Consider the following 11,813-nt stretch of genomic DNA (forward strand, 5'->3'; position numbering starts at 1 on the left):
GCGACAGGGCCAAGGTCAGCATCAGGGCCTTGGCGATCCTGGCCGTGGTCGCGCTCTGCGTGTACCTCGTGGACCAGATCGCCAAGGTCCTGGTCGTCTCGAACCTCTACGAGGGCCAGCAGGTCGAGGTCCTCGGACAGCTCCTCCAGTTCCATTTCGTCAAGAACCCGGGCGCGGCCTTCTCGATCGGCAGCGGTACGACCTGGATCTTCTCGATCGTCGGCGTCGGCGTGCTCGGCTTCGTCATCTGGTACGCCCCGCGCATCCGCTCGATGGCGTGGGCCGTCCTCTTCGGCCTCCTGCTCGGCGGCCTGCTCGGCAACCTGACCGACCGGCTGTTCCGCGAGCCGGGCTTCGGCGTCGGGCACGTCGTGGACTTCCTGCAGATCCCGCTGCTGCCCGCCATCTTCAACCTCGCGGACGTCGCCATCGTCTCGAGCATGGTGCTGTTCCTCATCCTGTCGCTGCGAGGCATCGGTCTGGACGGCCGGCGCCCGGCGGAGGAGGCGGACGAGCAGGACGACGCCGTGGAGCACGAGGCGACGGAGGACGAGGTCGTCCCGGCCGAGCCCACCGCACTGCCGCGCGAGCCCCGGAACCCGCAGTCCTGATGGAGTCGCGCAGCCTCCCCATCCCCGACGGGCTCGAAGGCTCCCGCGTCGACGCGGGCCTCGCGAAGCTCCTCGGCTTCTCGCGCAGCTTCGCCGCCGAGATCGCCGAGGCCGGCGGCGTCACCATCGACGGCCGCGAGGCGGACAAGTCCGACCGCCTCTCCGCCGGCTCCTGGCTCGAGGTCTCCTGGCAGCCGCGCGAGGAGGCCCGCATCGTGCCCATCGCGGTCCCCGAGCTGACGATCGTCCACGACGACGACGACATCGTGGTCATCGACAAGCCGGTCGGCGTCGCCGCGCATCCCTCGGTCGGCTGGGAAGGTCCAACGGTCCTCGGCGCACTGGCCGCCGCGGGCTTCCGCATCTCGACCTCCGGCGCCGCCGAGCGCGCGGGCATCGTCCACCGCCTCGACGCCGGCACCAGCGGCCTGATGGTCGTGGCCAAGTCCGAGCACGCCTACACGGTCCTGAAACGCGCCTTCCACGACCGCACGGTGGAGAAGATCTACCACGCGGTCGTGCAGGGCCACCCCGATCCGCTCACCGGGACCATCGACGCGCCGATCGGCCGGCATCCCCGCAGCGACTGGAAGTTCGCCGTCGTCGCCGGCGGCAAGCCGTCCGTGACGCACTACGAGACCATCGAGGCGTTCCCGGCGGCCAGCCTGCTGGAGATCCACCTGGAGACCGGGCGCACCCACCAGATCCGCGTGCACATGGCGGCCCAGCGGCACCCGTGCGTCGGCGACGCGATGTACGGCGCGGACCCCGCGCTGTCCGCCCGGCTGGGTCTCACGCGGCAGTGGCTGCACGCGGTCCAGCTCGCCTTCGAGCACCCGGCGACGGGGGAGTGGGTGACGTTCACGACCACCTACCCGGAGGATCTGCAACACGCTCTCGACGTGCTCCGAGCGTCGTAGGTCCGACGTAGTCTTAAGCCCTCACCTCGACCCGGAGCAATAGTGCCGACCGACTCCTTCGTCCACCTCCACGTCCACAGCGAGTACTCGATGCTCGACGGGGCCGCACGCGTCAAGCCGCTCATCGAGGCGGCCGTCGAGCAGGGCATGCCCGCGGTGGCGATCACCGACCACGGCAACATGTTCGGCGCGTTCGACTTCTGGCGCACGGCGACGGACGCCGGCATCAAGCCGATCATCGGCACCGAGGCCTACCTGACCCCGCGCACCCACCGCACCGACAAGACCCGCGTGCGCTGGGGCGACGGCGGCGGCGACGACGTGTCGGGCTCCGGCGCGTACACGCACATGACGATGCTCGCGGCCACCACCGAGGGCATGCACAACCTGTTCCGGCTCTCGTCGTACGCCTCGATGGAGGGCTACTACTTCAAGCCGCGCATGGACCGCGAGCTGCTCCAGCGCTACTCCAAGGGCATCATCGCGACCACCGGCTGCCCGTCCGGCGAGGTCCAGACCCGGCTGCGGCTCGGTCAGTACGAGGAGGCCAAGAAGGCCGCCGCGGAGTTCCGCGACATCTTCGGCGCCGAGAACTTCTTCGCCGAGATCATGGACCACGGCCTCGGCATCGAGCGCCGCATCATGAGCGACCTGATCCGGCTCGCCAAGGAGCTCGGCCTGCCGCTCGTGGCGACGAACGACCTGCACTACACGCACGCTGCCGACGCGAAGAGCCACGCGGCGCTGCTCTGCGTGCAGTCCGGCTCGACGCTGGACGACCCCAACCGGTTCAAGTTCGACGCCGACGAGTTCTACCTCAAGACTCCCGCGGAGATGCGGCAGCTCTTCCGCGACCACCCGGACGCCTGCGACAACACCCTGGCGATCGCCGAGCGCGTCGACGTGAAGTTCGACACCGCGGCCAACTACATGCCGCGCTTCCCGGTTCCCGAGGGCGAGACCGAGCAGAGCTGGTTCGTCAAGGAGGTCGAGAAGGGCCTCCACGAGCGCTACCCGGGCGGCATCACCGAGGAGGTCCGCAAGCAGGCCGACTACGAGATCGGCGTCATCTCGCAGATGGGCTTCCCCGGCTACTTCCTCGTCGTCGCCGACTTCATCAACTGGTCGAAGCGCAACGGCATCCGGGTCGGCCCCGGGCGTGGCTCCGGCGCCGGTTCGATGGCCGCCTACGCGATGCGCATCACCGACCTCGACCCGCTGCGGCACGGCCTGATCTTCGAGCGCTTCCTCAACCCCGACCGCGTCTCCATGCCCGACTTCGACGTCGACTTCGACGACCGCCGCCGCGGCGAGGTCATCAAGTACGTGACAGAGAAGTACGGCTCGGAGCGCGTCGCGCAGATCGTCACCTACGGCACCATCAAGGCCAAGCAGGCGCTGAAGGACTCCGGCCGCGTGCTCGGCTTCCCGTTCTCGATGGGGGAGAAGCTCACCAAGGCGATGCCGCCGCCCGTGATGGGCAAGGACATCCCGCTCACGGGCATCTTCGACAAGGAGCACCCGCGCTACAAGGAGGCCGTCGACATCCGCGCGGTCGTCGAGAGCGACCCGGAGGCCAAGACGGTCTTCGACACCGCGCTCGGTCTCGAGAACCTCAAGCGCCAGTGGGGTGTGCACGCGGCCGGCGTCATCATGTCCTCCGACCCGCTGATCGACGTCATCCCGATCATGAAGCGCGAGCAGGACGGCCAGATCGTCACGCAGTTCGACTATCCGGCCTGCGAGTCGCTCGGCCTGATCAAGATGGACTTCCTCGGGCTACGCAACCTGACGATCATCAACGATGCGCTCGACAACATCCGCGACAACCGCGGCGAGAACCTGGTCCTCGAGGAGCTGGAGCTCGACGACCGCGGCGCGTACGAACTGCTCTCGCGCGGCGACACCCTGGGCGTCTTCCAGCTCGACGGCGGCCCGATGCGCTCGCTGCTGCGCCTGATGAAGCCGGACAACTTCGAGGACATCTCGGCGCTCATCGCGCTGTACCGGCCCGGCCCGATGGGCGCGAACTCGCACACCAACTACGCGCTCCGCAAGAACGGGCTGCAGGACATCACGCCGATCCACCCGGAGCTGGCGGAGCCGCTGCAGGAGATCCTCTCGACCAGCTACGGCCTGATCATCTATCAGGAGCAGGTCATGGCGATCGCGCAGAAGGTCGCCGGCTTCTCGCTCGGCCAAGCAGACATCCTGCGCCGCGCGATGGGCAAGAAGAAGAAGTCGGAGCTGGACAAGCAGTTCGAGGGCTTCTCGCAGGGCATGGTCGACCGCGGTTTCTCGATGGAGGCCGTCGGCAAGCTGTGGGAGATCCTGCTGCCGTTCTCGGACTACGCGTTCAACAAAGCGCACTCGGCCGCGTACGGTGTCATCTCCTACTGGACCGCCTACCTCAAGGCGCACTACCCGGCCGAGTACATGGCGGCGCTGCTGACGAGCGTCGGCGACTCCAAGGACAAGATGGCGCTCTACCTCAACGAGTGCCGCCGGATGGGCATCAAGGTGCTGCCGCCGGACGTCAACGAGTCCAACCTGTACTTCGCCGCCGTCGGCGAGGACATCCGCTTCGGCATGGGTGCGGTGCGCAACGTCGGCGCGAACGTGGTGGAGGGCGTGCGGGCGGCCCGCGAGAGCAAAGGCCGGTTCGAGTCGTTCCACGACTTCCTCAGCAAGGTCCCGATCCACGCCGCCAACAAGCGCACGGTCGAGTCGCTGATCAAGGCGGGCGCGTTCGACTCGCTCGGGCACACCCGGCGCGCGCTCGTGGAGGTGCACGAAGACGCGGTGGAGTCCGCGGTCAAGATCAAGCGCAGCGAGGCGAACGGCGACGTCGGCTTCGACTTCGACAGCCTTTGGGGCGAGGACGAGCAGAACCAGACCCAGCACCACATCCCGGACCGTCCCGAGTGGGTGAAGCGCGACAAGCTCGCCTTCGAGCGCGAGATGCTCGGCCTCTACGTGTCAGACCACCCGCTTGCCGGGCTGGAGTTGCAGCTCGCTAAGCTCGCGAGCACGTCGATCGCCGAACTGCTCGCCTCCGACAGCGTCCAGGACGGCGACACCGTCGTCATCGCGGGACTCGTCACGAGCGTGCAGCACCGCGTGGCCAAGGCCTCCGGCAACCAGTACGGCATGATCCAGGTCGAGGACTTCGGCGGCGAGATGACCGTCATGTTCATGGGCAAGGCGTACCAGGAGTTCTCGCCGATGATGCAGGGCGACTCGATCGTCGTCGTCCGCGGCCGGGTCTCGATGCGCGACGACGGGATGAACCTGCACGCCTTCAGCCTGATGGTGCCCGACCTCGGCCAGGCCGACGACATCGGGACGCTGATGATCACGATGGCCGACCAGCGCGCGACGACCGACACGGTTTCCTCGCTCGCGGAGGTGCTGTCGCGGCATCCCGGCGACAGCGAGGTGCGCTTGCGGCTCGTGAAGGGCCAGGTCGCGCGCGTGTTCGAGGTTCCGAAGCCGGTGAAGGTGTCGCCGGACCTCTACGGCGAGCTCAAAGGCCTGCTCGGCCCCAACTGCCTGGTCTAGCCGCGCACATTCGTGCCGAATGTCGACTTTTGCGCCGCCAAACGCGACATTCGGCACGAATGTGCAGGGGGTCAGTCGAGTTCGCTCGGCCGGTGGTAGCGGCGCTCGTGGTAGAGCAACGGCTCGTCGGAGGCGCCGAGCTCGCCCTCCTCGATCTGGACGACCACCACGGCGCTGTTGTGCACGGGGAAGCGGTCCACGATGCGGCCGACCATCCAGGCGGTGACGTCGTTGACGACCGGGAGGCCGTGGGGCCCGCGGCGCCAGTGGTCGCCGAGGAACCGGCGCGTGTTGTCGGCCGAGAGGATCTCCGCCACGCCCTTGTTCCGCACGCCGAGCATGTGGATGACCACGCGGTCGGTCTCCGCGATCGCCGGCCAGCTCGACGCCGACAGCGCCATGTTGAACGTCGCGAGCGGAGGGACGGCCGAGAGCGAGGCGAGCGAGGTCGCGGTGAACCCGACCGGCGTGCCGTCGGGGGCTTGCGCGGTGATGATCGCCACACCGGCGGCGTGCCGGCGGAACGCCTGCCGGAAGGCGGAGAGGTCGGGAGTCGCGTCAGTCATACGCAGTTATCAAGCGCCGTTCGGGGTGAGGAATTCCGCGTCAGCTTCGGGGCTGGGCGGAGCGGGTCGCGCGGATCCGGGTCGCAGCCACCGGTCAGTAGACTTGACCGGTCATGATGCAGACCATCGATCTCCGCGGAGTCCAGCCTACCCGGGCCGCTTTCGAGCGCCTCGTCCCCCGTCCCGTCGTGGACATCCAGGTCGCCGTGCGCGTCGCGACCGAGCTGATCGACGACGTCCGGGCCAGGGGAGCGGCCGCCCTCGCCGAGCAGGCCGCGACGTTCGACGGCGGCGCGCCCGCCTCCGTGCGCGTGCCGGCCTCCGAGATCGCCGCGGCCGTCGCCGCGCTGCCGGCCGACGTCCGCGCGGCCCTGGAGGAGGCGATCGTCCGCGTCCGCGAGGCGACCGCCGCGCAGGTGCCGCCGCCCGCCGAGACGCGGATCGGTCCGGGCGCGACCATCGTGCAGCGCTGGCAGCCGGTGGAGCGGGCCGGGCTGTACGTCCCCGGGGGCAAGGCCGTCTACCCGTCGAGCGTGGTGATGAACGCCGTGCCCGCGCAGGTCGCCGGCGTCGCCTCCGTGGCCCTCGCCAGCCCGCCGCAGCGCGCGTTCGGCGGCGCGGTCCACCCGGTCATCCTCGGTGCGGCCGGACTGCTCGGCATCGACGAGGTCTACGCGATGGGCGGGGCCGGCGCGATCGGCGCGCTCGCCTGGGGTGTGGAGGACATCGGCCTCGACCCGGTGCAGGTCATCACGGGCCCGGGAAACATCTACGTCGCCGCCGCCAAGCGCGTCGTGCGCGGTCAGGCCGGCATCGACTCGGAGGCGGGGACCACCGAGATCCTGGTGATCGCCGACGACACCGCCGACGCCCGGTTCGTCGCGGCCGACCTGATCAGCCAGGCCGAGCACGACGAGGCCGCGGCCTCCCTGCTCGTCACCGACAGTCCGGCCTTCGCCGAGCGGGTCGCCGCGGAGCTGGAGACGCTGGCCGGCGCGACCAAGCACGCCGAGCGGGTGCGCACGGCCCTGGGCGGCCAGCAGTCGGCCCTCGTGCTGGTGGACGACCTCGCCGCGGCCGCCGCGTTCAGCAACGCGTACGGCCCGGAGCACCTCGAACTGCAGACCGCCGACCCGGACGCGCTGCTCGCGCTCATCCAGAACGCCGGCGCGATCTTCGTCGGCCCGAGCGCGCCGGTCAGCCTCGGCGACTACCTCGCCGGCTCCAACCACGTGCTCCCGACCGGCGGCCAGGCCCGGTTCTCGCCCGGCCTCGGCGCGTACTCGTTCCTCAGGCCGCAGCAGGTCATCCGGTACGACCGCGACGCGCTGCGCACGGTCGCGGACCGGATCGTCGCGCTATCGACGGCGGAGGACCTGCCGGCGCACGGCGAGGCGGTCACGATCCGCTTCGAGTGAGGGGGAGGCCGGCCCGGCGTTCTCCCGTGTTTCGCAGGTAGGATTTCCCTCATGTTCTGCCCCTTCTGCCGCCACCCGGACTCCCGCGTCATCGACTCCCGCACGAGCGACGACGGGCTCTCGATCCGGCGCCGCCGGCAGTGCCCCGAGTGCGGTCGCCGGTTCTCCACGACGGAGACCGCGAGCCTCAGCGTCATCAAGCGCAGCGGGGTCGTGGAGCCGTTCAGCCGCGAGAAGATCGTCCTCGGCGTGCGCAAGGCCTGCCAGGGCCGGCCGGTGACCGATTCCGACCTGGCGGTGCTCGCGCAGAAGGTGGAAGAGACAATCCGCTCCACCGGCGCCTCTCAGATCGAGGCGAACGACATCGGCCTCGCCATCCTGCCGGAGCTCCGCGAGCTCGACGAGGTCGCCTACCTGCGCTTCGCGAGCGTCTACCAGGCGTTCGACTCGCTGGAGGACTTCGAGGAGGCCATCCAGCAGCTCCGCGTCGAGCACCAGGGCGAGCCGGCGGACGTTCAAAGCTGACGCTGTTTCTCAAAACCTCGGTCGCATGCTCGGTCCTCGGTCGCAGGCTCCCTCGGCGCTGGGGTCGCGGCGTCGCTGCGCGCCGCCCTTGAGCTCCACCGCGCGGCGCTGGGGTCGCGGGCATCGCTCCGCGCTGCCCTTAGCTCCACCGCGCGGTATTCTCGAACCGGCATGTATCGCACACTCTTCTCCCTCGTCCTGTCGAAGCTCGACCCGGAGCGCGCGCACCACCTCGCCTTCCTGGTGATCCGGGCCCTTCCCGCGCTCGGCCTCGGCGGCCTCGTCCGCCGGTTCACCGCACCGGACCGGTCGCTCGCCGTGGAGGCCCTCGGGCTGCGGTTCGACTCCCCGTTCGGCGTCGCCGCCGGCTTCGACAAGGACGGCGAGGCGGTCCTCGGCCTCGGCGACCTGGGATTCGGCCACGTCGAGGTGGGCACCATCACCGCCCTCCCTCAGCCGGGCAACGACCGGCCGCGCCTGTTCCGGCTGATCCCCGACCGGGCCGTGATCAACCGGATGGGCTTCAACAACCACGGCGCAGGGGAGGCCGCCAACCGGCTGCTGCGCGTGCGACGCGCCCGCCGCCGCCCGGTGCTCGGCGTCAACATCGGCAAGAGCCGCGTGGTCGCCGTCGAGGACGCCACCCAGGACTACCTGACCAGCGCCCGTGCCCTCGCCCCGGTCGCCGACTACCTCGTCGTCAACGTGAGCTCGCCGAATACGCCCGGCCTCCGCGGCCTCCAGGAGCTGGAGCTGCTGGCGCCGCTGCTGACCGCGGTCAAACAGGTGGCGGGGCAGACACCCCTGCTGGTGAAGATCGCGCCCGACCTCACGGACGAGCAGGTCGAGAAGATCGCGGGGCTCGCCGTGGAGCTGGGCCTCGCCGGGATCATCGCGACGAACACCACGATCTCCCGCGACGGCCTCGTGACCGACCCCGCCGTGGTGGAGGCCGCCGGGGCCGGCGGACTGTCCGGCGCCCCGCTCGCCCCGCGCTCGCTGGAGGTGCTGCGCCTGATCCGCGCGCACGTCCCCGCCGAGCTGTGCGTGATCTCCGTCGGCGGCGTCGAGACCGCGGAGGACGTGCAGCAGCGCCTGGACGCGGGCGCAACGCTGGTGCAGGGCTACACCGCGTTCCTCTACCGCGGCCCGCTCTGGGCGCGGCAGATCAACCGCGGGCTGCTACGCCTCCGGCGTTCCCTGGTGGAAGCGTAGGCGCCAGCGGCCTCCCACGCGCAGCCAGAGCGAACTGCGCAGGCTGGCGCCGCGGTCGTCCACCGTGCGCGCCGTGAGCAGGATGGCGTCCGCGCCGATCCGCTCGGTGCCCAGTACAGCGAGCTCGGCCGCGGGGGCGTCCTCCTCGGCCAGGGCCTCCAGGATCGCGTCGCGGCCCCAGAGCCGGCCGGAGCGGCCGATCTCCTCGAAGTCGGGGTGCAGCAGCGCGGCGACGCGGGCGGAGTCCGAGCGGACCGCCGGCTCGACAAGTTCGCGCTCGAGTCGCTTGACGACGTCCTCGTCGGTCTCGGCCGCGGTGAGCAGGTCGTCGAAGAGGTCGAACTCGACAGGCCCATTGGCGAGGACGGGCTCGGCGGCGGGCGAGGGCGCCATCTTCTCGGCCACCGCCAGGGCAGGCGCAGGCTCGTGGACCGCCGCGCCAGGCCAGCCGGGACCGATCGGGATCGCGTCGCCGTCCCGGTAGGCCGTCGCGGCCGCGCGCGCCCGCAGGTCGGCCGCCTCGTTCAGCTCGTGCCCGGCGTGGCCCTTGACCCATTCGAATGTGTACGTCCGGCCCTGCAGCGCCCGGTCCAGCCGTTCCAGCAGCTCGCGGTTGAGCACAGGGGAGCCGTCCGACTTGCGCCAGCCCTTGCGCTTCCAGCCCGGCATCCATTTCGTGACCGAGTTGATCACGTACTGGCTGTCGCACAGGATGCGCAGGTCGTCGTCCACGTGGGCGGTCGACTCCAGCAGGTCGATGACCGCCATGAGCTCGCCCATGTTGTTGGTGCCGTGCGGCCAGCCGCCCGCCGACCAGTGCTCGTCGTCGACGTACCAGGACCAGCCCGCAGGGCCGGGATTACCGAGGGCGGAGCCGTCCGCCGCTGCGACGATCGTCACGTCAGGCGGGGTACTGGCCGCGCTTGACCTGCGGCTTCGGGAGGCGCATGACGCGCAGCTGCAGCGCGCGCATGGCGGCGTACCACCTGAGCCCGCGCTCGACCTTGGTCTTGCCGAACTTGTCGCCGATCTTCCTGGTCACCAGGAAGCCGAGGACGATGCAGTCGAGGACGGCGATCAGGAAGAACGCCCACAGGGCCACGAGGCCCCAGACCTGCATGAACGCCCACGGCAGGAAGCTGAGCACGATGACCAGCAGCATGACCGGGATGAGGAACTCGCCGATGCTGAACCGGGCGTCGACGTAGTCGCGGACGTACCGGCGCTGCGGCCCGCGGTCGCGCTGTGTCAGGTAGCGCTCGTCGCCCGCCGCCATGCCGACGCGGGCCTTCTCGCGCGCTTCGGCCTGATGGGCACGGGCCGCCTTGGCCGCCTCTTTGCGGTCGGTCGGCACCAGTGGCCGCTTGCGCGCGGCCTCCTGCTCGCGGCGGGAGGGCGTCGGGGCGCCCTTGCCCTGCAGCCGGGCCGTGGTCTGTTCGGGGGTCTCGGGGGCAGGCGTCTGCGCCTCGGCCGCCGGGTTCTGTCGTTTCGCCAACGCTTGAGCCTTCGTTCTGGGGTCCGTTTAAGATTACCCGCATGACAGACACCCAGCAGACTCCTTCCGGCCGATCCGCAGCCGGGGACCGGCCGGAGGTGGAGGAGCGGATCCGCTCCTCCGTCGAGACTGGCCTCCCGTCGACCATCGCCGAGCTCTCGCGCCTCGTGCGCATCCCCTCGGTCTCATGGACCGCCTACGATCCGGGCAACGTCCGCAAGAGTGCGGAGGCCGTGGCGGAGCTGCTGCGCGACACCGGCGCGTTCGAGAGCGTCGAGGTCAAGCAGGCGCCGATCTCCGGTCCGTCGACCGGCGCGGGGGAGAGCCTCGGCCAGCCGGCGGTGCTCGCCACGCGCGCCGCGAAGAACGGCCGCCCGACCGTCCTCCTCTACGCCCACCACGACGTCCAGCCGCAGGGCGACGCCGAGAACTGGGACACCCCGCCCTTCGAGCCGACCGTGCGAGGCGACCGGCTCTACGGTCGTGGCGCCGCGGACGACAAGGCCGGCGTGATGGCGCACGTCGCCAGCGTCCGCGCGCTCGTGGACGTCCTCGGCTCCGACTTCGACCTCGGTCTCGCCGTGTTCATCGAGGGCGAGGAGGAGTTCGGCTCGCGGTCGTTCGCGAACTTCCTGGAGCAGAACAAGACGGCGCTCGCCGCCGATGTGATCGTGGTCGCCGACTCCGACAACGTCGACATCGACACGCCTGCCCTCACCGTGTCGCTGCGCGGCAACGTGACCTTCAAGCTCACGGTCTCGACGCTGGAGCACGCATCGCACTCCGGCATGTACGGCGGCGCCGCCCCCGACGCGATGCTCGCGCTCGTCGCGCTGCTCGCGACGCTGCACGACGAGAACGGCTCCGTCGCCGTGGAGGGCATGCGTTCGCACGACGACGCGGCCGAGCCGCCGGCGCTGAGCGAGGAGCAGTTCCGCGAGGAGGCCGCCCTGCTGCCCGGGGTGACTCCGATCGGCACCGGCCCCATCCTGTCCCGGATGTGGTCGCAGCCGACCGTCACGATCACCGGCATCGACGCGCCCAGCGTCGTGGACGCCTCCAACACCCTCCTGCCGAGCGTCGCTGTGCGCCTCAGCGCCCGGGTCGCGCCCGGCCAGCCCGCCACGGAGGCCTACGAGGCCCTGGAGCGCCACCTGCGGGCGCACGCGCCGTTCGGAGCGCACGTGGAGATCAGCGACGTCGACACCGGGGACGCCTTCCTGGTCGACACCGCGGGCTGGGCGGCCACCGAGGCCAAGCGCGCCTTGACGGACGCGTGGGGCAAGGAGGCGGTCGAGACCGGTGTCGGTGGGTCCATCCCGTTCATCGCCGACCTGGTCCGCGAGTTCCCGGAGGCGCAGATCCTGGTCACCGGCGTCGAGGACCCGGACACCCGCGCCCACAGCCCCAACGAGTCGCTCCACCTCGGGGTGTTCAAGAGGGCGATTCTGGCCGAAGCACTGTTGCTCGCCCGCCTGGACGCCCGGAACTGAGCGATCTCG

At 70.5% G+C, this 11,813-nt stretch carries 10 protein-coding genes; 7 read left to right on the forward strand and 3 right to left on the reverse strand.

Going from position 1 to position 11,813, the window contains the following annotated elements; all coding sequences use genetic code 11:
• The first annotated feature begins 29 nt into the window (after nt 1-29).
• The 3 genes from lspA to dnaE all read left to right on the forward strand — a co-directional run bounded on the left by lspA (nt 30) and on the right by dnaE (nt 5,092).
• Nucleotides 30-611, forward strand: coding sequence for a signal peptidase II (gene lspA, locus AC1ROW_RS00430; RefSeq protein WP_493016921.1), 582 nt, complete (start codon nt 30-32; stop codon nt 609-611).
• On the forward strand, nt 611-1,531 hold the full coding sequence (locus tag AC1ROW_RS00435; RefSeq protein WP_493016922.1) for an RluA family pseudouridine synthase: 921 nt from the start codon (nt 611-613) through the stop codon (nt 1,529-1,531). Before lspA ends, AC1ROW_RS00435 begins: the two co-directional genes overlap by 1 nt.
• A gap of 90 nt (nt 1,532-1,621) precedes the next feature.
• Complete coding sequence (gene dnaE, locus AC1ROW_RS00440) at nt 1,622-5,092, forward strand: DNA polymerase III subunit alpha (RefSeq protein WP_493018328.1); 3,471 nt, start codon at nt 1,622-1,624, stop codon at nt 5,090-5,092.
• A gap of 71 nt (nt 5,093-5,163) precedes the next feature.
• Here dnaE and AC1ROW_RS00445 read toward each other — a convergent pair whose 3' ends face one another.
• Nucleotides 5,164-5,658 (reverse strand): flavin reductase family protein, encoded by a 495-nt coding sequence (locus tag AC1ROW_RS00445; protein ID WP_493016923.1) that lies wholly within the window; start codon nt 5,656-5,658, stop codon nt 5,164-5,166.
• 113 nt (nt 5,659-5,771) lie between these two features.
• Between AC1ROW_RS00445 and hisD the strand changes: the two genes are divergently transcribed.
• The 3 genes from hisD (at nt 5,772) to AC1ROW_RS00460 (ending at nt 8,816) form a co-directional block, all read left to right on the forward strand.
• On the forward strand, nt 5,772-7,076 hold the full coding sequence (gene hisD / locus AC1ROW_RS00450; RefSeq protein ID WP_493016924.1) for a histidinol dehydrogenase: 1,305 nt from the start codon (nt 5,772-5,774) through the stop codon (nt 7,074-7,076).
• 51 nt (nt 7,077-7,127) lie between these two features.
• Nucleotides 7,128-7,601, forward strand: a complete 474-nt coding sequence (gene nrdR, locus AC1ROW_RS00455) for a transcriptional regulator NrdR (protein WP_493016925.1) — start codon at nt 7,128-7,130, stop codon at nt 7,599-7,601.
• 171 nt (nt 7,602-7,772) lie between these two features.
• Entirely contained in the window at nt 7,773-8,816 is a 1,044-nt protein-coding gene (locus AC1ROW_RS00460; protein WP_493016926.1) for a quinone-dependent dihydroorotate dehydrogenase, read from the forward strand.
• Here AC1ROW_RS00460 and AC1ROW_RS00465 read toward each other — a convergent pair.
• Together AC1ROW_RS00465 and AC1ROW_RS00470 are read right to left on the reverse strand one after the other, a co-directional pair.
• Nucleotides 8,784-9,716, reverse strand: coding sequence for an RNase H family protein (locus AC1ROW_RS00465; protein ID WP_493016927.1), 933 nt, complete (start codon nt 9,714-9,716; stop codon nt 8,784-8,786). The genes AC1ROW_RS00460 and AC1ROW_RS00465 overlap by 33 nt on opposite strands.
• A 1-nt stretch (nt 9,717) precedes the next feature.
• A complete protein-coding gene (locus AC1ROW_RS00470; protein WP_493016928.1) occupies nt 9,718-10,311 on the reverse strand; it encodes a DUF3043 domain-containing protein in 594 nt (197 codons plus the stop codon).
• 41 nt (nt 10,312-10,352) lie between these two features.
• Here AC1ROW_RS00470 and AC1ROW_RS00475 point away from each other — a divergent pair, with 41 nt between their 5' ends.
• Nucleotides 10,353-11,804 carry a dipeptidase gene (locus AC1ROW_RS00475; protein ID WP_493016929.1) on the forward strand — a complete coding sequence of 484 codons (1,452 nt, stop codon included), beginning with the start codon at nt 10,353-10,355 and terminating at the stop codon, nt 11,802-11,804.
• Nucleotides 11,805-11,813 lie beyond the last annotated feature (9 nt).

It is taken from the genome of Leifsonia sp. GW821-FHT13C09, from assembly GCF_058806435.1.

Bases quoted from the DNA above. Each gene is read 5' to 3' on its own strand.
- AC1ROW_RS00435 (WP_493016922.1), top strand. From the start codon at position 611: ATGGAGTCGCGCAGCCTCCCCATCCCCGACGGGCTCGAAGGCTCCCGC.
- dnaE (WP_493018328.1), top strand. From the start codon at position 1,622: ATGCTCGACGGGGCCGCACGCGTCAAGCCGCTCATCGAGGCGGCCGTC.
- AC1ROW_RS00445 (WP_493016923.1), bottom strand. From the start codon at position 5,658: ATGACTGACGCGACTCCCGACCTCTCCGCCTTCCGGCAGGCGTTCCGC.
- hisD (WP_493016924.1), top strand. From the start codon at position 5,772: ATGATGCAGACCATCGATCTCCGCGGAGTCCAGCCTACCCGGGCCGCT.
- nrdR (WP_493016925.1), top strand. From the start codon at position 7,128: ATGTTCTGCCCCTTCTGCCGCCACCCGGACTCCCGCGTCATCGACTCC.
- AC1ROW_RS00460 (WP_493016926.1), top strand. From the start codon at position 7,773: ATGTATCGCACACTCTTCTCCCTCGTCCTGTCGAAGCTCGACCCGGAG.
- AC1ROW_RS00475 (WP_493016929.1), top strand. From the start codon at position 10,353: ATGACAGACACCCAGCAGACTCCTTCCGGCCGATCCGCAGCCGGGGAC.